Consider the following 22,739-nt stretch of genomic DNA (forward strand, 5'->3'; position numbering starts at 1 on the left):
ATGGCGCGCACCGGGAAGCGTTGGCGCTCCACCCTCGACGGGAGAGCACATGTCCGAGAAGAACACGGTCGTCCGCGCACTGCACGACATCGGCCTCGCCGCCTGGTTCGGCGGTTCCCTGATGGGGGCCGTGGGCCTGAACGGCGCCGCCGGTGACGTGTCCGACCCGACCGAGCGGGCGCGCATCGCGAGCAGCGGGTGGGCACGGTGGACCCCGGTCAACGCCGGCGCGATCGGCCTGCACCTCGCGGGCGGGCTGGCCCTGCTCGCCGTCAACCGCGACCGCGTGCGCCACCAGCCGGGCGTGGCGGCGTCGTCGGCCGCGAAGACCGCGCTGACGCTCGCGGCCCTCGCGAGCACCGCCTACAGCGGACGGCTCGGCGCCGAGATCGCGGCCGCGGGTCGCGTGCCCACCGCGAGCGGCACCGTTCCCGGCGCCGCCACGCCCGAGGACACCCGCCGTGCCATGGACCGCCAGCGGGTGCTCCAGTGGGTCACGCCCGCCCTCACCGGCGCCCTCGTCGTGGTCGCCGCCCTCCAGGGTGAGCAGCAGCGGCCCGTCGCCACCGTCCGCGGCTGGGGACGCGCGGCCCGCGGGACGCTCCCCTTCTAGGGGCCGCCCTCCGCGGGGGCGGTCGTCGCCGGGAGCCCCTCGGCGACGATCGCCTGCACCACCATCGCCGCCGCCAGTGACCCCGCGGCGACGGCGCTCGCGACCGACGGCATCTGGGTGGTGAGGTCGCCGGCGGCGAAGACGCCGGGTGCGGTCGTCCGCGCCATCGCGTCGACCGCCACGGCGTCCGTCGCGACGAACCCCGGCGCGGCGGCGACCGCGCCCAGCTGGGCCGCCAGCGGCGAGCGCTGCCGCAGCGTCACGGGCACGAGCAGGCCCCCGCACGGGCGTGCGGTACCGTCGGCCATCCGCACCGACGTCAGGGTCGCGCCGGGGCCCTCGAGCCCCGCCACCGGGCGCTCGTCCACGGGGACCCCCGCCGCGCGCAGGCTCGCGGCCTCGCCGTCGTCGAGTCCCGCGGGGCCGTCGGCCAGGAGCGTGACGTCGTCGCTCCACATCCGCAGCAGCAGCGCCCGGTGCACCCCCGAGGCGCCGCGGTCGAGCACCGCGAGGGGCCGGTCGCGCACCTCCCACCCGTGGCAGAACGGGCAGTGGAACACCGTGCGCCCCCAGCGCTCGGCGACGCCGGGCAGGGTGGGGGGCACGTAGTCCATCCCGGTCGCGAGCACCACCCGCCGGGCGGTCACCCGGTCGCCGTCGGACAGCGTCAGGGTGATCCGGTCGCCGGCGCGGGCCCCCGCGACGACCTCGCCGGCCCGGAGGGCGACCGAGGGGTAGGCCGCGAGCTCGCGGCGGCCGGCGGCGTAGAAGTCGGCGGGGGGCCGCCCGTCGTTGCCGAGCAGCCCCCCGATGCCGTGCGCGGGCGCGTTGCTCGGCGCCCCCGCGTCGATCACGAGCGTCGAACGGCGGGCCCGGCCGAGCACGAGCGCCGCGCTCAGGCCCGCCGCCCCACCGCCCACCACGATGCAGTCACGGATGTCGTCCATGGGGCCATGGTGGCGCGACCCGCCCCGTTCTGGCAAGCTCACATGCCATGACGGCAAAGACCCCCGAGGAGCCGCTCGACCTCCGGGTGCGCCGCCGGCTGCGCGAGCTGCGCACCGCGCGGGGGCTGACCCTGCAGCAGGTCGCGGAGCGCGCGCGCATCGACGTCTCCACGCTCAGCCGCCTCGAGGCGGGCAAGCGGCGCCTCGCGCTCGACCACATCCCCGCGCTCGCCGGCGCCCTCGGCGTCAGCGCCGACGAGCTCCTGCGCGCCACGCCGCCCCAGGACCCGCGGGTCCGGACCCGGCCGCGGACGGTCGACGGGCTCACCATGTGGCCGCTCACCCACCGAGGGCCGGCAGGGGGCCTGCACGCCTTCAAGATCCGCATCGCCCCGGAGCGGGACACGCCGCCCGAGACCCTCGGCGTGCACGAGGGGCACGACTGGATGTACGTCCTCGACGGCCGGATGCGGCTGCTGCTGGGCGACGAGGACCTCGTCATCGCCCCCGGCGAGGCCGTCGAGTTCAGCACCTGGACACCCCACTGGTTCGGGACGGTCGAGGGTCCCGTGGAGCTGATCGCGATCCTCGGCCCCCAGGGCGAGCGCCTGCACCTTCACACCTGACGGGCCGCCGGGCGCGCGCGGCGTGGCGCGCGCCCCCGGCCCCGTGCGTCAGCCCTCGCCGCCCCAGCGGTGGGCGCCACCCCAGTCGATCGCGACGGCCGGCTCGTCGCCGACCACCCACGCGTCGTGTCCGGGTGGCAGCACCGAGACGTCGCCCGGGCCGATGTCGAACTCCTCGCCGTCGGCCATCACCACGTGGACGACACCCGACAGCACGTACTGGAAGTGGGGCGCCTCGCAGAGCTCGGTGCCCGCCACCTCCCTCATGTGCGTGGTCCACCGCCAGCCGGGCTCGACGGTGATCCTCCCGACCTGCCCCCCGCCGATCTCGACGAGCTCGAGGCGGGCCTTCTCGAACGTCCGGACCTCGTCCGGCGCGTCGAACCCCTTGTGCTCCGCAGACGCCATGGCTCCTCCGATGCGCGCGGGTCGTGGGAGCGCCATCATCCGCCCGCCCGCGCGGGGCGGTCAACCGGCCGGCGGTCCCGCCCCGCGCTCAGTCGCCGCCCGCGATCGCGTCCTCGAGGCGGTCGAACGACACCTGCATCCCGTGCTCCATCCCCGAGGCGATGTGGCCGTCGCGGTGCTCGGGGAGCTGGTGGAGCACCGTGATCGTGAGCGTGGTGACGCCGTCCCGCTCCTCGAGCACCAGGGTGTCGAGGGCCTCCGCGTCGGGGAAGCCCTCGAAGACCTCGGTCGAGACGAGGCGGACGGGCGCGTCGATCTCGCGGTACTCGCCGTGGAAGCCGACCTCGACGCCGTCCTCGCGGGTCACGTACCGCCACGTGCCGCCGACGCGCAGGTCGATGTCGCACACCACCCACTCGGAGGTCGGGAAGCCCCACCAGCGGCGGACGAGGTCGGGCGTCGTCCACGCGCGGAAGACCGCGGCGGCGGGGGCGTCGAAGGACCGCGTGATCACGATCTCGCGGTCGCCGGAGAGGGTCACCACGGCGGATCCGTGGCGGGTGGCGGGGGTCATGGTGTCTCCTCGGGGTCGTCGAGGCCGGCGAGCAGGTCGTCGAGCCGGTCGAGTCGGGCGTTCCACGTGCGCTCGAACGAGCGCACCCAGTCGTGGACCGGCTTGAGGGCGGTCCCGTTGACGCGGTAGAAGCGGCGGCGGCCGTCGGCACGGACGTGGACCAGGTCGACCGCGCGCAGCACGCCGAGGTGCCGGGACACCTGCGGCTGGGTCAGCCCCACCCGCTCGACCAGCTCGCCGACGGTCACCTCGCGGGCGCCGATGGCGGCGAGCAGGTCGCGCCGGCCGCCCTCGGCGAGGGCGGCGAACGCGTCGGTCGTGGCGGGGGTGGGGGGCACGGCGACAATCATATGACGATTACGACATATGTCAACGGTGCGGGGAATCCGAAGCCCGGGACAGGCGGCGCCCCGATTGCCCGCGACCGGCGTCGCGCGAGCGTCGGGGGAGGGCGGGAGCGACCCGCCGGGCGAGTCACGGGAGGGTGGCGATGGGCGAGCAGCAGCCGGGATCCGAGGGTGCGGCGACGGAGGTCCGGTGCGCGTCCTGCGGGGCGATCCCCGCGGCCGCCACCACGCCCGCGACGTCCACCGCGGGCGCTGACACGCCGACGGAGACGCACTGCGAGTGGTGCGGGGCGGAGTACCCGGTCCCCGGCGCTCCGTGACGTACGCCGTCGAGGCCGACGGCCTCGGCAAGACCTACCGGGGTGGCGCGCGCGGCGTCATCGACCTGACGTTCCGGGTCGAGCGGGGCGAGGTCTTCGGCTTCCTCGGCCCGAACGGCGCGGGCAAGTCCACCACCATCCGGATGATGCTCGACCTCATCCGGCCGACGACCGGCACCCTGCGCCTGCTCGGCCGGGACCCCCGGCGCGACGGGCCGGAGGTGCGCGCCCGCATGGGGTACCTGCCGGGTGACCTGCGGCTGTACCCGCGGATGACCGGCGCCGCCATCGTCGCGTGGGCCGCCCGCCTGCGGCGGATGACCGGGACGGGCGACGCCGCCGCCCTCGCCGAGCGCCTGCGGCTCGACCTCGGCCGCCCCGTCGGCGACCTCTCGCGCGGCAACCGCCAGAAGGTCGGCCTCGTGCTGGCGTTCATGGCCCGCCCCGACCTGCTCGTGCTCGACGAGCCGACGAGCGGGCTCGACCCGTTGATGCAGCAGGAGTTCGCGGCGATGGTCGGCACGGCGACGGCACGCGGTGCGACGGTCTTCCTGAGCTCCCACGTCCTGTCGGAGGTGCAGCACGTCGCCGACCGCGTCGCCGTGGTGCGGGAGGGCCGCCTCGAGCTCGTCGCGTCGGTCGACGACCTCCGCGCCCGTGCCTCGCAGCACGTCGAGGTCACGTTCGCGGAGCCCCCGCCGCCCGGCGCGTTCGGCGACGTCCCCGGCGTGCGGGAGGTCCGCCGCGACGGCGCCGTCGTGCTGATGTCGCTCGACGGCCCGGCCGACCCGCTCGTGAAGCGGCTCGCCCGGTTCGACGTCGTGCGGATCGACAGCCACGAGGCCGACCTCGAGGACGTCTTCCTCGGCCTCTACGGCGACGCGGGCGCCCGTGCGGCCTGACGTCGCGATCGCGACGCTGCGGGGTCTGCGGCGGAGCCTGACGTGGTGGGCGATCGGCCTCGCCGCGCTCGTCGCCGTCCAGGTGTCGGTCTACCCGACGGTCCGCGACGACAGCGGGTTCGCGGACCTGACCGAGCAGTACCCGGAGGTCCTGAAGGACCTGTTCGGGTTCGGGGAGGCGGGGTTCGACTACACCAGCGCCGCCGGGTACCTCGGCGCGGAGCTGTTCTCGCTCATGGTGCCGCTGCTGCTCATCATCGCCGCCGTCGGCACCGGGGCGGGGGGGATCGCCGGCGAGGAGGAGCGGGGGACCCTCGACCTGCTCCTCTCGCTGCCGGTGAGCCGGGGCCGCGTCGTGGCGGAGAAGCTCGTCGCGATGGCGGCCGAGGTGCTGCTCCTCGGGCTCGTCGTGTGGGTCGCGCTCGCGGTCGGCGTCCGGGCCGTCGACATGGACGTCTCCGTGGCGCACCTCGCCGCCGCCGCGTTCTCCGCGGCCCTGCTCGCGATGACGTTCGGCGCGCTCGCGATGCTCGCCGGCGCGGCGACGGGGCGGCGGGCGACCGCGATCGGCGCCGCGGCGGCCCTCGCCGTCGCCGCCTACCTCGTGAACTCGCTCGGCGGCCTCGTCTCGTGGCTCGAGCCGCTGCGCCCCCTCACGCCCTTCCACCACTACGAGGCGCCCGACCCGTTGCGACACGGCCTGGAGGCGGGTCACCTCGCCGTGCTGATCGCCCTGCCGCTCGTCGTCGCCGTCGTCGCCGTGCTCGCCATCGACCGCCGCGACCTCGGCTCCTGAGGCGCCGCGGCCAGGCGCCGCGCGCGGGCGAGCACCTCGTCGGGCGGCGCACCCGTCGGCAGGTCCCGGGCCTCGGGCCACGGGTCCTCCGCCGCCGCCATGCGGGCGGCGACGGCGGGCGTCGCGTCGGAGGCCCCCTCGTGGGCGGCCCGGCGGCGGAGGATGCGCGCGGCGGCGACCTCCGGGTCGAGCGCGCAGCGGATCTCGGTGAGCCGCGCGCCGCACGACCGCGCGAGCGCGCGCGCCGCGCCGCGGCGGCCCCCGTCGCCCCACGACGCGTCGAGCACGACGGACTCGCCCATCCGCAGCAGCACCCGGGCGCGCCGCAGCATCTCGTCGTACACGGCCCCCACCGCGGCGGGCGCGTAGGCGCCGGCGCCGAACGCCCCGGGGTCGGCGGGGACGTGGGGACGCCCGGCCAGGTCCTTGCGGATGGGGTCCGTGCCGAGCACGACCCAGCCCGCCGCCTCGGCGAGTCCCCGCGCGACCGTCGTCTTCCCGGTCCCCGGAGGCCCCCCGACGAGCGTCAGCCGCACCTGGGCGCGGTCGAGGTGGTCGAGGGCGAGGGCGTGCAGCGACCGTGCGTGGGCCGCCGCCGACGGGTCCCCCTGCGTCGCCCGGATCGCCGCGACCTTCGCCCGGACGTGGGCGCGGTACGCGACGTAGGCGTGCGCGAGCGACGGCGGGTGGTCCTGGCCGAGGGCCGTGCACCACTCGTCGAGCAGCACACCCGCGAGACCGGGGTTGCCGCGGTCCTCGAGGTCCATCGCGAGGAACGCGATGTCGCCGAGCACGTCGCCGTGCCGCAACCGGTCGGCGAACGCGAGGCAGTCGAGGATGCGCGGTCCGTCCGGCAGGCAGAAGACGTCGGCGGCGAGCAGGTCCCCGTGGCCGTCGCGCACCCACCCGTCGCGGACGCGGGCGTCGAGCAGGTCGCCGCGGCCCGCGAGGTACGTCTCCGCGAGGTCCCCGGCCCGCGCGAGGTCGGCGGCCGGGACGACCCCCGGCGCCCCGGCCGCCAGCGCGCCCAGCCCCTCGACCCAGAGGCCGAGCACGCATCCCGGTGACCCGGCGTGTGCGATCTCCGCGGACGTCGGCGCGGCGGCGTGCAGGCGGGCGACGGCGCGCGCGACCTCACGCACGAGGTCCCCGGCCGCGGGTCCGTCCAGCAGCGCCGCGAGGCACCGGTCGGCCGGCATCCGGCGCATGTGGACCAGGTGGTCGGCGGGCGTGCCCGTCGGGCCGACGACGTCGAGCACCCCCAGGTAGACGTCGGGGGCGAACCGCCGGTTGACCTCCGTCTCCCGGTCGCACGACGCCTTCCGGTCCTCCCGCCGCCGGTGGTCGAGGAAGCCCGTGTCGACCGGCTTGAGGAGCTTGTATGCGTACCCGCCGATCATCGTGATCACCGAGATGTGCGTCTCCACGAGCGCCGCGGGGGCGTCGCGGCCCGTCACGTCGCCGCCGCCCGGGTCGCCCGGCGGGGGAGCACCGCCACGTCGTCGGCGCGCCCCATCGCGGTCAGCATCGCCTCGAGGTCGGCGCGCCGGCACGGGGCGGTGCCCGGCGTGAGGAGGGCGGCGGCCGCCGCGGCGACGCCGACGGCGCACGCCCCGGCGGTGTCGCGTGCGGCGGCCAGGGCCAGGACGAGGCCGGCCATGAAGTTGTCGCCCGCCCCGACGGCGCTGTCGGGGTGCGCGACGGGCGGGGGGTGGATCCGGGTGGGGCCGCCGCCGTCCACCACCAGCGCACCGTCCGCGCCGAGGGTGACGATCACGACGTCGGCGCCGCCGCCGCGCACGATCGACGCCGCGAACTCCTCGCGCCCCGCGTCGTCGAGGGCCCGCCCCGCCAGCTCGTCGAGCTCGCGGGCGTTCGGCTTGATCAGGTGGACGCCGGCGCCGAGGCCCCCACGCAGCCCCGGACCGGCGGTGTCGAGCAGCAGCCGCACCCCGCGCGACGCGACCGTGCGGGCGAGGCGCGCGTACGCGTCGGCCGGGACGCCGGGCGGCAGGCTCCCGCTCGCCACGAGCAGGTCCCCCTCCGCGGCGTCGGCGGCGACGTCGATGCAGCGGCGCCACTCCGCGGCGGTGAGCGCCGGCCCGGGCATCACCAGCCGGTAGAGGCCGCCGCTCGCGCGTTCGTGCACCGCGACGTTCTCCCGGCTGGTGCCGGCGATCGGGATCACCCGCCGCGGAACGCCCTCGTCGACGAGGCACCGTTCGATCTCGGCCCCCGTCGAGCCGCCGGCGGCGAGCACCGCGAGGGCGCGTCCCCCGAGACCCGTGACCGCGCGCGCGACGTTGACGCCACCGCCGCCCGCCTCGCGGCGGACGGCGCCGCACCTCAGCTTCGGTCCCGCGACCAGCTCGGGGACGTCGGTCGTCGCGTCGAGCGCCGGGTTCAGGGTGAGCGTGACGATGTCCGCGGCGCGGGCGTCCGCCGGTGGCGGGTCCCACGGGAAGCCCATCAGGTGTCCCCGTCCGCGTCCGGTGGATCCTCCCCGAGCCGGCGCAGGAGGACGCGCAGGGTGCCCCCGTGCGCGGACGGCGCGTCGGCGCGCCCGCGGGCCACCCGCGCCCGGGCGACGGGGTCGGGGTCGAGCCCGTGGCCGAGCTGGATCCGCGCCGCGTCGCGGACGGTGCCGGACTCCTCCGGACCGAGGTCGGTCGGGGTGTGCGCCTCGTCGGGCCAGCCGAGGGCGTCGAGCAGCCGGACGGCGTCGCGGAGGTCCGTGACCGCGTCATGGCAGTCGTGGCCCGCGGCCGCCTCGCGCGCCAGGCGCGCCGCCGCCGGGATCAGGCTCCAGGTGAAGACCGCGCGGCCCGCCGCCGCGGCCTCCCGTGGCGACAGGTGGGCGGTCCACGCGCCCGTCGTGTCGTGGTGTCCCATCATCCACCTCCGTCCGCCGAGGAGACCCCAGCATCCCCCGTCGGCCTCCGGCGACCATCGGGGATGCCGCCCACCCCGCGCCGGGTTTCCCGCAGGGCGGGCGTGGCGTTCAGGAGTCGCGCGGCGCGACGCCCTCGTCGTACCCCGACACGTCGGCGAGCCGCTCCCGGGCCGTCCCCGCGGCGGCGGCCGGTCCCGGTGCGAAGGCGGCGCCCGGGCCGAGCCGCCCCACCTCCCCGAGGTCCACGATCCCGCCGTCCCGGACGACCCGCCCGATCTCGGCGACCAGCTCCCGCGCGACCTCCCCGGCCACGTCGGCGGTGACGCCCGTGCGCCGCGCCGCGCGCGCCGAGAGCTCAGCGATGTCCATCACGCACCCCCTCGCGATCCACCGGGCGTCCAGGATCGCCGCCGCCGCCGGGTGCGCCATCCGCGCCGCCGCGCACCGTCGCTGCGGGGAGTCCGCGCCGGCCCCGCGGGGCCGCCCCGGCGCCCCGGGGTCACCGCTCCCCGGACCAGCCGTCGCCGGAGCGCATCCCGAGTCGCCCGGGCGCGTCGCTGATCAACCCGTTCACGCCCCAGGCGCAGATCCGGCGCGCGTCGTCGGGATCGTCGACGGGCCACGTCCACAGCAGGCCGGCGCGCGCGCGGAGCTCCGCCGCGACGTGCGGGGTGAGCAGCGCGCGGTGGATCGCGACCCCCTCCACCGACCCCGCCCGCCGTCGCAGCAGCGCCCCCAGCCCCCGCCGGCTCCCCACCGAGAGCAGCGTGGTCACCCCCGGGGCCCCCCGCAGCCGGTCGGCGGTGCGCCACACCCGCGCCGACACGAACACCCCGGGGGAGGGGAGCAGGGGCCGCGCGGCGTCGAGGGCCCGTCGGCCGAGTCGCGGGTCGGGTCCCTTCAGGTCGAGCATGAGGGGGATGCGCCCCTCCGCGGCGGCGACGATCTCGTGGAGCGACGGCCGGGGGGCGTCGCGGTCCAGCAGGTGCCAGCGCTCCCACTGGCGCGCCAGCGGACCGAGGGTCTTGCCGTGCCGGACCTCCAGGCGGCCGCGGAACAGGTGGACGTCGGCCTCGGCGACGTCGGCGACGCCCACCGCCGCGCGGACGCCCTCGGCGGTGTTGCCCGCCCGGTGCCCGACGACGACCGCCCTCACCGCGACGCCGGAGGCCGCGCCCAGCGGGGCACCGGGATCACCGCGGGCAGCGCCCGGGCCACGGCGAGGCCCGTCAGGGCGACGACCGCCCCGCCGGCGACGTCGACGACGTAGTGGTTGCCGGTCGCGACGACGGCGAGGCCCATCGCGATCGGCATGGCCACCGCGAACACGCGGAGGAACAGGTTCCGCGTCGACGTCCACACGACCACCCCGAGGATCAGGTTCCAGCCGAAGTGCAGGCTCGGCATCGCCGCGTACCGGTTGATGAGGCCGGGCGGCTGGAGCGTCCGGTAGACCTCCGTCCGCTGGGTGACGGTGTCGACGATGTCGAGGATCCCGAGCCGCGGCGGGGCAACCGGGTACAGCGCGAAGATCACGAGGCCGATGGCGCCCGAGGCGAACATGGCGTTCCTCAGCAGCCAGTAGCGGTCCGGGGCCCGGGCGAAGAGCACCGCGAGGGTGATCGCGATCACCGGCCAGTGGCCGTACATGTAGACGGCGTTCGCCGCGTCCACGAGCGTGTCGTGGCCGATCACGGTCTCCTGCAGCCACCGCTCGCGGTCGATCAGCAGGTCACGCTCGAGCGCCAGGATGCCGCGCGCGTGGTCCTCCGCGGGTCCGGCGCGGGAGCGCGTCAGCCCGCGGACCCCGAAGTAGCAGAGGGCGGCGAGCACGACGAGCAGCGCCTGCAGCGCGAGCGGCCACCACCCGGGGAACGTCCGGGCGCGGCGCCGCCCGTGCCGCAGCCCGCTGATCCCGTTGAGGCGGACGGCGCGCATCCCCGGATCCTGTGCCGCGTCCGGTCGGCGCGCATCCGTGATCCCCCGCATACCGGCGGGTGGTGCCACGGAGGGGGCCCATCGGGCGGCTTGCTACCCTCGACGGGAGCCCGCACCCTGTTCCCGCATCCCTCACACCCGGCCGGCACCCGCCGGCGTGGCGTCCGCATCATGGCCGCGGCCGTCGCGGGCATCGCGGTCGCGGGCCTCGCGGCGTGGGGCCTGACGCAGGTCGACGCGGCCGCCGCCGGCGCCGCTCTCACCGGGGCGGACCCACGACTCGTGGCCGCGGCGCTCGCGCTCTACCTCGTGGGGCAGACCGTGTCGGGGGCGATGTGGGCCGTCTGCCAGGGGGCCGGCGGCGTCCACCGGCTCCCGCTCGGGACCGCGCTCGGCATGCACTGGGTGTCCCGCGCCGCGTGCGAGCTGCTGCCGGCGAGCCTCGGCGAGGCCGTCCGGGTGGCGCTCGTGCGGCGCCACCCGGCCGGAGCCCGGGCGGGTGGCTGGCGCATCGCCGGCGGCATCGCGGGCTACAAGGCGATCGACGCCGCCGTCACCGGCGCGGCGGTCCTGGTCGTCGCCCTCGCCGTGCCGCTCCCCGGCCCGGCGGGCGGCCTGCGCTGGACGGCCGTCGGGAGCGTCGCCGTGGTCGCGCTCGCCGCGGTCGCGTGGCGCCTCGTCCCCCGCCGCCCCGCGGAGGGCCCCGGCCGTGTGCGCCGCGCCCTGGCCCGCCTCGGGGAGGGGGCCGGCGTCCTCGGCCACGGGCCCGCCGCCCGCACGGCGACGGTCCTCGGCGTGGTCGCCCTCCTCGCGCGGGTGCTCAGCCTCTGCGCGCTCCTCGCCGCCCTCGGCGCGCCGCCGCAGGCCGCCCCGGTGGCGTTCAGCGTCATCGTCCTCGCCGGCATCGTGCCGGCGGCGCCCGGCGGGGCCGGGACGCGGGAGCTGGTGCTCGTCCCCGCCCTCGTCATGGCCTACGGGATGACCTCCGCCGACGCGTTGGCGTTCAGCCTCGCGGTCCAGGCGACGGCGCTGGCCAGCTCGCTCGTCGTCGGCCTTGTGGCGCTGGCGTGGCTCGCCACCGGTCCGCTGACGGGCCGCGGCGGCGACCTCGTCGCCGTCCCCGCCGACGGCGCCGGCGCACCGCTCTCCGCGGCGCTCAGCCCGCGCGCGCCAGGGGCACCGAGGCGCGGGGGGCGTCCGCCGACCACGCCTGCAGGAACGGGGTGAGGAACCGGCCGGCGACCTTCGCGACCGGCCACCCCAGCGGCAGGTCGTCGCCGTCGGCCGACGCGTCCCGTCCGGCCCGCACGAACCGCTGGCGGCCGGTGTCGTAGACCCAGCCGCGCAGCGCCGGGCGGTACGCGAGCTCCTCGGCCGGGATGCCGAGGCGCCGCGAGATCGTCGCGGCGACGGCGTCGGCCTGGCGGCACGCCACCGCCCCCTGCTTGACAGGGTGGGCGGTGCCGTCGCCCACCGCCCACACGTCCGGCGCGCCGCTCACGGCGCCGTCGTCGCCGGTGGTCACGAACCCGCGGGCGTCGGCCGGCAGCCCCTCGATCGCCGGCCCGCGCAGCACCGGCATCGCGATGACGCGGTCCGCGGGGAGGAGCCCGCCACCGACGAGCTCCAGCCGGCCCCAGCGCCACGCCTCCACCTCGCGGCCCGTCTGCACCTCGATCCCGGAGCGGCCGAGCATCCGCTCCACCGCCGCCCCGGCGTCGGGGCCGAACGCCGCGAGCGGCGTCTCCTCGGCGGTGACGATGGCGATGCGCGCCACGTTGCCCGACGCCGTCAGGTGCTCGTGCGCCATCAGGGCGAGCTCGTACGCGGCGAGGGGCCACGCGCAGCCGGAGGGGATGACGATCGCGAGGCGTGGCGACGCCCCGCGGGCGACCGACGCCGCGATGTCCTCGACGGCGGAGCGGATGGCCTCGGTGTCGGCGTGCCCGGCGAAGCGCAGCGCCCCCGGGAGCGCGGGCTCCGCCCATGCGCCGACGGCGACGATCAGGGCGTCGTAGGTCAGCAGGCGGCCGCCCGCGAGCATCACGACGTGGCGGGGCGCGTCGACCGCGGCGACGGTCCCCCGCGTCAGGGTCGCCCCGGCGCGCGCGGCGACGTCGGCCAGCGGATGGTCCTCGACGGAGCCGACGCCGAAGGCGCGGCCCGTCGCGGTCGCGGGGATGCGGAACCTGCGCCCCGGGTCGATGAGGCGGGTCCGCACGGCGTCCCCGGCGAACGCGCGGAGCGCGAGCGCCGCCTCGACGCCGGCGATCCCCGCGCCGGCGATCAGCACGCGGGTGGGGGTGGTCGGTCCGGTCATGCGGGGATGGTCGGCCAGCGCGGTCGTCGTCCCATCCGCGTCGGCGCGGCCGATGCTGCGGATTCCCCGCACCCCGTCGGCGACCCCCGCCGGTCGCGTCCCCGCCGCCGCGCAGTACGCTCGCGCCACGCAGGACATCGCTCCCGGCGAGGCCCCGCGCCCGGAGTCCACCCCCGACACGAGGGGCGCATCGTTGCTCCACCGCCACATCCCCGGGCACGTGACGGCACCGGGTGGGACCCGCGCCGCGGCGGCCACCGCGTCCTCCGGGTGACCGTGACCGGCACGGACGTCCTCGTCGTCAACGCCGGCTCGACCGGCGTGAAGCTCGACGTCGTCGACGCGGGCGGGCGGAGCCGGACGCTCCGCGCGCTCGCCGACGCGCCCGGGGGACTCGCCGGGGTCGGCCACCGCGTCGTCCATGGCGGGGGCCGGTTCACCGCCCCGGTGCGGATCGACGACGACGTGCTCGCCGCCCTCGACGAGGTGGGGGCGCTCGCGCCGCTCCACAACGGCCCCGCCGTGCGCCTCGCCCGCGAGGCGCGCGCCGCCCTGCCGGACGTCCCCCACGTCGCCGTGTTCGACACCGCCTTCCACGCCACGATGCCCGACGAGGCGACGCGCTACGCCGTCCCCGACGCGTGGGTCACCGGCGCGAGCGTCCGGCGCTACGGCTTCCACGGCCTCTCGGTGGAGTGGGCGTGCGAGCGCGCCGCCGCGGTCCTCGGCGGGCTCCCGTCCCGGACCGTCGTCTGCCACCTCGGCGGCGGCGCCTCCGTCACCGCGGTCCGCGACGGCCGCTCGGTCGACACGAGCATGGGGATGAGCCCCCTCGACGGCCTCGTCATGGCGACCCGCGCGGGCGCCATCGACCCCGACGTCCCCCTCCACATGATCCTGCGCCGCGGCGTCCCCGCCGCCGAGGTGGAGGACGTGCTGAACCACGCGAGCGGCATGACCGCCCTGGCCGGCACCGCCGACATGCGGGAGGTGGAGGCGGCCGGCGCCGCCGGCGACGCGCGGGCGCGGGGGGCGCTCGACGTGCACGACCACCGCCTCGCCGCGGTCGTCGCCGGCATGACCGCGGCCCTCGGGGGCCTCGACCTGGTCGTGTTCACCGGCGGCGCCGGCGAGGGGTCGTCGCGCACCCGGGCCGCCCTCGCCGGCCGCCTCGCCCACCTCGGCGTGGCGATCGACCCCGGGCGAAACGCCCACGGGGGCGAGGGCGAGGTGTCGGCGGCGGGGGCGGCGGTGCGGACGCTGGTGGTACACGCCCGGGAGGACGTGGTGATCGCGCGCGCGGTGCGGCGGGTCACCGGACACGACGGAGGGGAGAGGGCATGACGCACGACGAGCTCCGGAGGATCGACGCCTGGTGGAGGGCGGCCAACTACCTGTCGGTCGGGCAGATCTACCTGCTCGACAACCCCCTGCTGCGCGAGCCGCTCGACATCACCCACGTCAAGCCGCGCCTGCTCGGCCACTGGGGGACCTCCTCCGGCCTGAACCTCGTGTACGCCCACGTGAACCGGGCCATCACCGCCCGCGACCTCGAGGCGATGTACGTCATCGGCCCGGGGCACGGGGGGCCCGCGATCGTCGCGAACGCGTGGCTCGAGGGGACCTACAGCGAGGTGTACCCCGAGATCGGGCGCGACGAGGACGGCATGCGCCGGCTGTTCCGCCAGTTCTCGTTCCCCGGGGGGATCCCCAGCCACGTCGCCCCCGAGACGCCCGGCTCGATCCACGAGGGCGGCGAGCTCGGGTACGCCCTCGCCCACGCCTACGGGGCCGCCTTCGACAACCCCGACCTGGTCGTCGCGTGCGTCGTCGGTGACGGCGAGGCCGAGACCGGCCCGCTCGCCGCGAGCTGGCACTCGAACGCGTTCCTCGACCCCGTCCACGACGGCGCCGTGCTGCCGATCCTGCACCTCAACGGCTACAAGATCGCCAACCCCACGGTGCTCGCCCGGATCGCCCCGGAGCAGCTCACCCGTCTGATGGAGGGGTACGGCCACGCGCCGATCCTCGTGGAGGGGGACGACCCCGGCACCGTCCACCGGCTGATGGCGGACGCGATGGACCGGGCCCTCGACGAGATCGCCCGCATCCGCGTCGCGGCGCGCTCCGGCGGGGTCCGCTCCCGTCCGGCGTGGCCGATGATCGTGCTGCGGACGCCGAAGGGCTGGACCGGCCCGTCCGTCGTCGACGGCGTGCAGGTGGAGGGCACCTTCCGGTCCCACCAGGTCCCCCTCAGCGGGCTCGCGGACCGGCCGGACCACCTGCGCATGCTCGAGTCGTGGATGCGCTCCTACCGGCCGGAGGAGCTGTTCGACGCCGACGGCGCCCCCGTCGCGGAGCTGGCGGCGCTGCCCCCGCGCGGCGACCGCCGCATGAGCGCGAGCCCCCACGCCAACGGCGGCGCCCTGCTGCGGCCGCTGTCGCTGCCCGACTTCCACGACCACGCCGTCGACGTGCCGGCCCCCGGCGCGACGACGGCGGAGGCGACACGGGTGCTCGGCGGCTACGTCCGCGAGGTGATGGCCGCGAGCGCCGGCGACCGCAACTTCCGCCTCTTCGGCCCCGACGAGACCGCGTCGAACCGCCTCGGGGACGTCTTCGACGCGACGGACCGCGCGTGGGAGATCGCGACCGTGCCGGGCGACGACCACCTGGCGACCGACGGCCGCGTCATGGAGGTGCTCAGCGAGCACATGTGCCAGGGCTGGCTGGAGGGCTACCTGCTCACCGGCCGGCACGGCCTGTTCAGCTGCTACGAGGCCTTCATCCACATCGTCGACTCGATGTTCAACCAGCACGCCAAGTGGCTGAAGGTCACGCGCGGCCTGCCGTGGCGCCGCCCCGTCGCGTCGCTCAACTACCTGCTGACCTCCCACGTCTGGCGCCAGGACCACAACGGCTTCTCGCACCAGGACCCGGGCTTCATCGACCACGTCGTCAACAAGAAGGCCGAGATCGTGCGGGTGTACCTGCCGCCCGACGCGAACACCCTGCTGTCGGTGGCCGACCACTGCCTGCGCTCCCGCGACTACGTCAACGTGATCGTCGCCGGCAAGCAGGCGGCGCCGCAGTGGCTGACGATGGACGAGGCGGTGCTGCACTGCACCCGCGGCATCGGCGTCTGGGAGTGGGCGAGCACCGACGAGGGCCACGACCCCGACGTGGTGCTCGCGTGCGCCGGCGACGTGCCGACGCTGGAGGCGGTCGCCGCCGCCGGCCTGCTGCGTACGCACCTCCCCGGCCTGCGCGTGCGGCTCGTGAACGTCGTCGACCTGATGCGCCTGCAGCCCGAGGCGGAGCACCCCCACGGCCTGCCCGACGCGGAGTTCGACGCCCTCTTCACCGTCGACCGGCCCGTGGTGTTCGCGTACCACGGCTATCCGTGGCTCATCCACCGCCTGATCTACCGGCGGACCAACCACGCGAACGTCCACGTGCGCGGCTACCGCGAGGAGGGGACGACCACCACCCCCTTCGACATGCTCATGCTCAACGACCTCGACCGGTACCACCTGGTGATCGACGTCATCGACCGCGTGCCCGGCCTCGGGCAGCGCGCGGCGGGCCTGCGGCAGCGGATGGTCGACGAGCGCCTGCGCCTGCGTGCCCACACGCGGGCCACGGGGGAGGACCACCCCGACGTGAGGGGCTGGCCGCCGCCGGCCGCGGGTCGCGAGGGGGGGTGAGGCGGGCTAGAGTCGCACCGTGGCCGACGGACACCACGGGGCCGCCGCGACCCCGAGCCCCGCTGATCGGCACATCGACGCCGAGCTCCTGCGCGTGGTCGCCGAGGTCGCCCACCTCGACGCGGTCGTCCTCCTGGTCACCGACGCCGCGGGATCGGCGGTGCGCGGGTCGTGGCCGGCGGACCGCGCCGGGCGGGAGGCGGACCTGCCGGGACCCGACGAGCTCGCGGCGCTCCTCGCGGAGGTCGGCGGTGCCGGGGGACCGCTGGTCGGTGCCCGCGCGGCGGTCGACGACGGCGTGGAGGTCGGCCTGCACGGCACGTCCCGGCCGGGGGCGGCGCCCCCCGACGAGGCGACGGCCCGGGCGATGGAGGCGTTCGCGGGCCTGCTGGCGTCGCGGATCGGGCTCGACGCCGCACGCCGCCGCGCCGAGGACGCCCGCGCGCGGATGGCGAGCCTCGTCGACGCCGGCCTGTCGCTGGGCCGCGAGCTGGCGCTCGACGACCTGCTCACCCGGATCGTCCAGTCGGCCCGCGTCGTGCTCGGGGCGCGCTACGCCGCCCTCGGGGTGCTCGACGCCTCCGGCACCGAGCTCGCCCGCTTCGTGACGGCGGGGTTGACGGAGGAGGAGCGCGAGGCGATCGGCCCCCTGCCGCGCGGCCGGGGCCTGCTCGGCGTCCTCATCCGGGACGCCCGCCCCCTGCGGCTCGAGCGCATCGCGGACGACCCGCGGTCCTCCGGCTTCCCGTCCAACCACCCGCCGATGCAGTCGTTCCTCGGGGTGCCCGTCGCCCTGCGCGGCCAGGCGTTCGGCAACCTCTACCTCACCGACAAGGCCGGCGGCCCCTTCACGGAGGAGGACGAGCAGATCGCGATGACCCTCGCCGCCCAGGCCGCCGTCGCCGTCGACAACGTCCGGCGCTACGAGAGCGAGCGCCGCCGCGCCGACGAGATCGAGAGCGTCACCGAGGTCGCCCGGGCCATCCTCACGACGCTCGACGTGGATGCCCTGCTGCCACTCGTCGCGCGCCGCGCCCGCCGCCTCACCGGCGCCGACACGATCGGCGTCGCGGTGCGCGACGGCGACGAGCTCGTGTTCCGGTACGCCCACGGCATCGACGCCCTCGGCCTCGAGGGCAGCCGCGGGCCGCTCGCGGTCGAGGACCTCGCGGCGGCGCTGCGCGCGACCCTCGGGGCCCCCGTCGTCGCCGCGTCGGAGCTCGAGGTGGACGGGAGGACGGCGGGGGCGCTCGTCGCCGTCAGCTGGCAGCCCTTCGACGCGGGCGCGCGGCGGCTGCTCGACGCGTTCTCCAGCCAGGTGGCCGTCGCCCTCGCCAACGCCCGGCGCGTCGCCAGCGAACGCGACCAGCTCCGCGAGACGGCGCGGCGCGAGACGGAGGCGACCGCCGCCCGGGCGTCGGCGGAGGGCCTGCGCCGCGCGGTCAGCGCGCAGGAGGCCGAGCGGGCCCGGATCGCCCGGGAGCTCCACGACGAGTCGGGCCAGGTGCTGACCGCCTTGGCCGTCCACCTCAAGGCGCTCGAGGACGACGTCGGCCCGGAGGCGCGGGAGCGCATCGTCGAGATGCGGCGGCAGCTGACGGGGGCGTCGGCGAGCCTGCGCGAGCTCGCCACCCGGCTGCGTCCCGCCGCGGTCGAGGAGCACGGCCTGGAGGACGCGATCGCCGAGCAGGCGGCCCGGCTGCGGCGCACCGGGGTGCAGGTGGACGTCGACACGCGGGGGCTCGGCGACCACCTCTCGGGCGAGATCCAGACCGTCCTCTTCCGCGTCGTCCAGGAGTCGCTGACGAACATCGCGCGCCACAGCGGCGCCGCCCGGGCCAGCGTCGTCATCACCGCCTCGGGCGGGCGCCTGCGCCTCGTCGTCGAGGACGACGGCTGCGGATTCGACACGCAGGAGCCGACGAGCCGCCTCGGGCTCGCCGGCATCCGCGAGCGCATCGAGCTGCTGGGTGGCGGCCTGCGCATCGAGTCGTCCCCCGGGGCGGGCACCGCCGTCGTCGTCGACCTGGAGACACCGTGAGCGATCCCATCCGCATCCTGCTGGTGGACGACCACGCCGTCCTGCGCTCGGGCCTGCGCCTGCTGCTCGAGCGCGAGGAGGGCCTGGAGCCCGTCGGCGAGGCGGGGACGGCGGAGGAGGCGCTGCGCGCCCTGCCCCGGCTCACGCCCGACGTCGTCGTCATCGACATCGAGATGCCCGGCATGGGCGGCATCGAGGGCGCCGCGATGATCCGGCAGCGCGCCCCCGACGCCCGGATCCTCTTCCTCTCCATGCACGACCAGGCCCGCGACGTGCGGCGCGCGTTCGACGCGGGCGCCGACGGCTACCTCCTGAAGTCGGCGGCCGACGAGGACCTCGTGCGGGCGGTGCGCGCCGTCGCCGCGGGCGATCGCTACGTGCACCCCGCCCTCGGCGCGGTGCTCGCGGCGCCCGCGCCCCACGGCCCCCTCGACGAGCTCACGATCCGCGAGCGCGAGGTGCTGCGCCTGCTCGCGCTCGGCCACACGAACCAGGAGATCGCCGAGAAGCTGATCGTGAGCGTGCGCACCGTCGAGAGCCACCGCGCCCACGTGATGACGAAGCTCCGGGTCACGACCCGCGCGGGCCTCGTCCACGTCGCCCTGGAGGCGGGCCTGCTGTCCGAGGAGGACTGACCGCGCCGGGAGGCGACGCGGCGGGGCTCACCTCTGCGGAGGCGGCGCGGCGGAGGGCCGCCCTCCCGCGGCGACCCCGGGCGGCGGGGAGCCGCTCGTACGGCGCCATCGTCTGGGGCAACACGGCGACGCTCTTCAACGCCGTGCTGGGCGTGCTGCTGGCGCTCACGATCGCGCTCGGCGACCTGCGCGACGCCCTCTTCGGCGGCGTGATCGTCGCGAACGCCCTGATCGGCATCGTGCAGGAGGTCCGCGCGAAGCGCGTGCTCGACCGCCTCGCCGTGCTCGTCGCGCCCCGGGCGCGGGTCCGCCGCGACGGCGCCCTCACCGACCTCGCCGTCGACGACGTCGTGCCGGGCGACGTGGTCCGGCTGGAGCCCGGCGACCAGGTCGTCGCGGACGGCACCGTCGTCGTGTCCCAGGGGCTGACGCTCGACGAGGCGATCCTCACCGGCGAGAGCGACCCCGTCGCCCGCGGGCCGGGGGAGACGCTCCTGTCGGGCGCGTACTGCGTCGCCGGGTCCGGGGAGCAGCTCGTCACCGCCGTCGGCGCCGAGAGCTTCGCGGAGCGCCTCGCCGCGGAGGCCCGCGGCACGCGCGCCGTGCGGAGCCCCCTGCAGGCCGACATCGACCGCATCCTGCGCCTCACCGTCGCCGTCATGCCGGTGCTCGCCACCGCCCTCGTGGTGTCGCTGTGGGCCCGCGACGTGCCCCTCACCGAGGGGGCGCGCACGGTGGTGGCGGCGCTGGTCCCCCTCGTCCCGGAGGGCCTGGTGCTGCTCACGAGCCTCACCTTCGCGGTCGCGGCGGTGCGGCTCGCGCGCCTCGGGACGCTGGCGCAGCGCCTCAACGCCGTCGAGAGCCTCGCGTCCGTCGACACGCTGTGCGTCGACAAGACCGGAACCCTCACCGAGAACCGCATCCGGGTGGTCGCCGTCCACCCCGTGGGCGACGCCACCGCCGACGCGGTCCACGACGACCTCGCCGTCCTCGCGGCGTCCGCGGGGAGCCGCAACGGCACGATGACGGCGATCGCGGAGTGGGCCCCGGGCGACCCCCGGGAGGTGCGCTCCGAGGTGCCGTTCTCGTCGGCGCGCAAGTGGAGCGGGGTGACGCTGGCCGGCGGCGGGACGCTGATGCTCGGGGCGCCGGACATGCTCGCCCGGGCGGGGGTCGCCGTCGACGCCGCGACGCGCGACCGCGTCGCCGCGCACGCGGCGGAGGGCCTGCGGGTGGTGCTCCTCGCGGGGTCCGCGGAGCCGCTCGGCGGCGGCGACGACGTCGCGGCGCCGGCGGGCGCGGCGGCGCGGGCCATCGTCCTGCTGGCGGAGGCGATCCGGCCCGACGCCGCCGAGACCCTCGCGTTCCTCACCCGCGAGGGCGTGACCACCCGCGTCATCTCCGGGGACGACCCGCTGACGGTGTCGGCCGTCGCGCGCGCCACCGGCGTGCCGGACGCCGGCGCCCTCGTCGCGGGCCCGGACCTCCCCGCCGACGGGCCGGAGCTGGAGGAGCTCGTCGAGCGCACCGCCGTCTACGGCCGCATCACCCCCGAGCAGAAGCGCGACCTGGTGCGCGCGATGACGCGCAACGGCCGCTACGTCGCCATGACCGGCGACGGCGTGAACGACGTCCTCGCCCTCAAGGAGGCCCGGCTCGGCATCGCGATGGGCAACGGCAGCCAGATGGCGAAGGGCGTCGCCGACGTGGTGCTCCTGACGAACGCGTTCGCCACGGTGCCGCGCGCCGTCGAGGAGGGGCGGCGGATCCTGCGCAACACCCACCGCGTGGCGAAGCTCTTCGTGGCGAAGACGGTGTACTCCGCCGTCATCCTCGCCACCCTCGGCCTCGCACCGATCGCGTACCCCTTCCTGCCGCGGCACATCACGATCGCGTCGACCCTCACCATCGGCATCCCCGCGTTCGTGCTGGCGCTCGCGCCGTCGGAGGGGCCGGTGCGCCGGGAGGGGTTCTTCGCGAGCCTGCTGGCGTTCGTGGTGCCGGCCGGGGTCCTCAGCGCCCTCACGATCGACGCCGCCTACCTCCTCGCGCGCGGCCCCCTCGACGCCGGCGTCGTCGAGGGACGCACCGCGGCGGTGCTCGTCACCACCGGCATGGGGCTCGCGATCGTCGTGGAGGTCGAGCGGGGGCTGGAGGGGCGGCGCGTGCGTCCGTGGTTGTGGGGCATGGTCGCCGGGTTCGCGCTCGCCCTCGTCGGGGGCCTGCAGGTCCCGTGGCTCCGCGACTTCTTCGAGCTCGAGGTCCCCGGCCCCGACGTCTGGGCGCTGACCGCCGCGTGCCTCGTGGTGGGCGTCGTGCTGCTCGCGTCCGTGCGGAGGGTGCCGTGGCTCGCGCGCATCGAAGCCCGCGGGTCCTAGCCTGCGAGGCCGAGCGCGAGCAGCAGGCCGCAGGACGCGGCGACCGCGAGGATCACCGCGACGCACACGGCGACGCCCGGGCGGGTGAGGCGGTGGGCGCCGAGCACCGCGGGGTCGCGCCCCAGGCGCACCATCACGGGGAGGATCGCGAGGAGCAGGACGGCGTTCAGCACCTGCGTGAGGTAGAGCACCGGGATCAGGGGGACGCCGGGGAGCATCACGATGCCGGCCCCCACGACCATGGCCCCCAGGTACGTCCCGTGGAACAGCGGGGCCTGGCGGGGCCGCTGGTCGAGGCCCGCGGGGTGGCCGGCGGCCTCGCACACCGAGTACGCGGTCGAGATCGGGACCACGGCGAGCGCCAGGAGGCCCGCGCCGACGATGCCGAGGCCGAAGAGGACCGACGCCGCGGGCCCGGCGAGCGGCTCGAGGGCACGCGCCGCGTCGCCGCCGTCCTCGATCGCGATCCCCGCCGGGTGGAGCGTCGCGGCGCACGCGACCACCACGAAGAACCCGATCACCCCGGTCAGCAGCGCGCCGACCGCGACATCGACCCGCTCGAACCGCAGGTCGCCCGCCGTCAGCTTCTTGTCGACCGCGTAGCTCTGCATGAACGCGAGGCCCCACGGGGCGAGGGTGGTGCCGAGCGTGGCGACGGCGATGAGCAGGGCGTCCCGGGAGGCGGGGAGGCGCGGATCGACGAGGCCCCGCCCGGCGGCCCCCCAGTCGGGGGCCGCGAGGATGCCCGCCGCGACGTAGGAGACGAACACCAGGCTCAGCGCGAGCAGCACGTGCTCGACCCGGTGGAACCCGCTCGACAGCACCAGCGCGGCGACGACCACGACGGCGACGGGGACGGCCACCGCCCGCGCCGTCCCGAGCAGGAGGTCGGCGCCGATCGCGATGCCCGCGAGCTCGGCGCAGACCGTCCCCACGTTCGCGACGACCAGCGCCCCCACCGCCAGGCCCGCGGCCGACCGGCCGTGGCGCTCGCGCACCAGCAGCACCAGGCCCTTGCCCGTCACCACCCCGAGGCGGGCCGCGAGCTCGTGGAAGACGACGAGGGCGCCGGTCGAGAGCACCAGCACCCAGAGCAGCCGGTACCCGTGGTCGGCGCCGAGGATCGAGTAGGTGGTGATGCCGGCGGGGTCGTCGTCGGAGAGGCCGGCGAGCAGTCCGGGGCCGAGCACGGCCAGCACCCCCACGAGCCCCGCGGGCCGCGCCAGGCGGAGGCGGTGGGCGCGGTGGGCGGTGACGCGCCCGGGCGGCGGCCGGCGCGGCGTGCGCCTCACCG

The 22,739-nt window shown here is 76.9% G+C and carries 22 protein-coding genes; 10 read left to right on the plus strand and 12 right to left on the minus strand.

Translation table 11 applies throughout. The features are described 5' to 3' along the window. Positions 1-49 precede the first annotated feature (49 nt). On the plus strand, positions 50-613 hold the full coding sequence (locus IU369_RS04925; protein ID WP_217923457.1) for a hypothetical protein: 564 nt from the start codon (positions 50-52) through the stop codon (positions 611-613). Here the strand turns inward: IU369_RS04925 and IU369_RS04930 are convergent. Then, a complete protein-coding gene (locus IU369_RS04930; protein ID WP_217923458.1) occupies positions 610-1,560 on the minus strand; it encodes an NAD(P)/FAD-dependent oxidoreductase in 951 nt (316 codons plus the stop codon). The two genes, IU369_RS04925 and IU369_RS04930, sit on opposite strands and share 4 nt — an antisense overlap. A 47-nt stretch (positions 1,561-1,607) precedes the next feature. On the opposite strand from IU369_RS04930, the gene IU369_RS04935 reads away from it, so the two are divergent. Further along, complete coding sequence (locus tag IU369_RS04935) at positions 1,608-2,186, plus strand: helix-turn-helix domain-containing protein (RefSeq protein WP_217923459.1); 579 nt, start codon at positions 1,608-1,610, stop codon at positions 2,184-2,186. A 48-nt stretch (positions 2,187-2,234) separates the two neighbouring features. Here IU369_RS04935 and IU369_RS04940 read toward each other — a convergent pair whose 3' ends face one another. From IU369_RS04940 to IU369_RS04950, 3 genes are all read right to left on the minus strand, one after another. Then, on the minus strand, positions 2,235-2,594 hold the full coding sequence (locus IU369_RS04940; RefSeq protein ID WP_217923460.1) for a cupin domain-containing protein: 360 nt from the start codon (positions 2,592-2,594) through the stop codon (positions 2,235-2,237). A gap of 88 nt (positions 2,595-2,682) precedes the next feature. After that, complete coding sequence (locus IU369_RS04945) at positions 2,683-3,168, minus strand: SRPBCC family protein (RefSeq protein WP_217923461.1); 486 nt, start codon at positions 3,166-3,168, stop codon at positions 2,683-2,685. Beyond that, on the minus strand, positions 3,165-3,506 hold the full coding sequence (locus IU369_RS04950; RefSeq protein ID WP_217923462.1) for an ArsR/SmtB family transcription factor: 342 nt from the start codon (positions 3,504-3,506) through the stop codon (positions 3,165-3,167). The genes IU369_RS04945 and IU369_RS04950 overlap by 4 nt, the downstream gene beginning before the upstream one ends. Positions 3,507-3,831: 325 nt before the next feature. Between IU369_RS04950 and IU369_RS04955 the strand changes: the two genes are divergently transcribed. Both IU369_RS04955 and IU369_RS04960 read left to right on the plus strand, forming a co-directional pair. After that, positions 3,832-4,737: an ABC transporter ATP-binding protein gene (locus tag IU369_RS04955; protein WP_217923463.1), complete on the plus strand. Its 906-nt coding sequence runs from the start codon at positions 3,832-3,834 to the stop codon at positions 4,735-4,737. Further along, entirely contained in the window at positions 4,727-5,533 is an 807-nt protein-coding gene (locus tag IU369_RS04960; protein ID WP_217923464.1) for an ABC transporter permease subunit, read from the plus strand. Before IU369_RS04955 ends, IU369_RS04960 begins: the two co-directional genes overlap by 11 nt. Here the strand turns inward: IU369_RS04960 and IU369_RS04965 are convergent. The 6 genes from IU369_RS04965 to IU369_RS04990 all read right to left on the minus strand — a co-directional run bounded on the left by IU369_RS04965 (position 5,449) and on the right by IU369_RS04990 (position 10,364). Beyond that, positions 5,449-6,990 (minus strand): bifunctional aminoglycoside phosphotransferase/ATP-binding protein, encoded by a 1,542-nt coding sequence (locus IU369_RS04965; RefSeq protein ID WP_217923465.1) that lies wholly within the window; start codon positions 6,988-6,990, stop codon positions 5,449-5,451. The two genes, IU369_RS04960 and IU369_RS04965, sit on opposite strands and share 85 nt — an antisense overlap. Beyond that, positions 6,987-8,003, minus strand: a complete 1,017-nt coding sequence (locus IU369_RS04970; protein ID WP_217923466.1) for a 1-phosphofructokinase family hexose kinase — start codon at positions 8,001-8,003, stop codon at positions 6,987-6,989. Before IU369_RS04970 ends, IU369_RS04965 begins: the two co-directional genes overlap by 4 nt. Further along, positions 8,003-8,425, minus strand: a complete 423-nt coding sequence (locus IU369_RS04975; RefSeq protein WP_217923467.1) for a hypothetical protein — start codon at positions 8,423-8,425, stop codon at positions 8,003-8,005. Before IU369_RS04975 ends, IU369_RS04970 begins: the two co-directional genes overlap by 1 nt. A 109-nt stretch (positions 8,426-8,534) precedes the next feature. Continuing rightward, positions 8,535-8,795: an HU family DNA-binding protein gene (locus IU369_RS04980; RefSeq protein ID WP_217923468.1), complete on the minus strand. Its 261-nt coding sequence runs from the start codon at positions 8,793-8,795 to the stop codon at positions 8,535-8,537. 130 nt (positions 8,796-8,925) lie between these two features. Next, positions 8,926-9,582 (minus strand): glycerophosphodiester phosphodiesterase, encoded by a 657-nt coding sequence (locus IU369_RS04985; protein WP_217923469.1) that lies wholly within the window; start codon positions 9,580-9,582, stop codon positions 8,926-8,928. Next, a complete protein-coding gene (locus IU369_RS04990) occupies positions 9,579-10,364 on the minus strand; it encodes a phosphatase PAP2 family protein (protein WP_217923470.1) in 786 nt (261 codons plus the stop codon). Before IU369_RS04990 ends, IU369_RS04985 begins: the two co-directional genes overlap by 4 nt. A gap of 171 nt (positions 10,365-10,535) precedes the next feature. Here IU369_RS04990 and IU369_RS04995 point away from each other — a divergent pair, with 171 nt between their 5' ends. Further along, positions 10,536-11,591, plus strand: a complete 1,056-nt coding sequence (locus IU369_RS04995; RefSeq protein ID WP_217923471.1) for a lysylphosphatidylglycerol synthase domain-containing protein — start codon at positions 10,536-10,538, stop codon at positions 11,589-11,591. Here IU369_RS04995 and IU369_RS05000 read toward each other — a convergent pair. Further along, positions 11,521-12,684, minus strand: coding sequence for an NAD(P)/FAD-dependent oxidoreductase (locus IU369_RS05000; RefSeq protein WP_217923472.1), 1,164 nt, complete (start codon positions 12,682-12,684; stop codon positions 11,521-11,523). The genes IU369_RS04995 and IU369_RS05000 overlap by 71 nt on opposite strands. A gap of 270 nt (positions 12,685-12,954) precedes the next feature. Between IU369_RS05000 and IU369_RS05005 the strand changes: the two genes are divergently transcribed. From IU369_RS05005 to IU369_RS05025, 5 genes are all read left to right on the plus strand, one after another. Continuing rightward, on the plus strand, positions 12,955-14,028 hold the full coding sequence (locus tag IU369_RS05005) for an acetate/propionate family kinase (RefSeq protein WP_217923473.1): 1,074 nt from the start codon (positions 12,955-12,957) through the stop codon (positions 14,026-14,028). Next, positions 14,025-16,391, plus strand: a complete 2,367-nt coding sequence (locus IU369_RS05010) for a phosphoketolase family protein (RefSeq protein ID WP_217923474.1) — start codon at positions 14,025-14,027, stop codon at positions 16,389-16,391. The genes IU369_RS05005 and IU369_RS05010 overlap by 4 nt, the downstream gene beginning before the upstream one ends. A 19-nt stretch (positions 16,392-16,410) precedes the next feature. After that, complete coding sequence (locus tag IU369_RS05015; protein WP_217923475.1) at positions 16,411-18,432, plus strand: GAF domain-containing sensor histidine kinase; 2,022 nt, start codon at positions 16,411-16,413, stop codon at positions 18,430-18,432. Next, a complete protein-coding gene (locus IU369_RS05020; RefSeq protein WP_217923476.1) occupies positions 18,429-19,067 on the plus strand; it encodes a response regulator in 639 nt (212 codons plus the stop codon). Before IU369_RS05015 ends, IU369_RS05020 begins: the two co-directional genes overlap by 4 nt. A 143-nt stretch (positions 19,068-19,210) precedes the next feature. Then, positions 19,211-21,445 carry a cation-translocating P-type ATPase gene (locus tag IU369_RS05025; RefSeq protein WP_217923477.1) on the plus strand — a complete coding sequence of 745 codons (2,235 nt, stop codon included), beginning with the start codon at positions 19,211-19,213 and terminating at the stop codon, positions 21,443-21,445. Here IU369_RS05025 and IU369_RS05030 read toward each other — a convergent pair. Further along, entirely contained in the window at positions 21,442-22,737 is a 1,296-nt protein-coding gene (locus IU369_RS05030) for an Nramp family divalent metal transporter (protein WP_217923478.1), read from the minus strand. The genes IU369_RS05025 and IU369_RS05030 overlap by 4 nt on opposite strands. Positions 22,738-22,739 lie beyond the last annotated feature (2 nt).

The sequence above is a fragment of the Miltoncostaea oceani genome (assembly GCF_018141545.1).
Classification (GTDB): domain Bacteria; phylum Actinomycetota; class Thermoleophilia; order Miltoncostaeales; family Miltoncostaeaceae; genus Miltoncostaea; species Miltoncostaea oceani.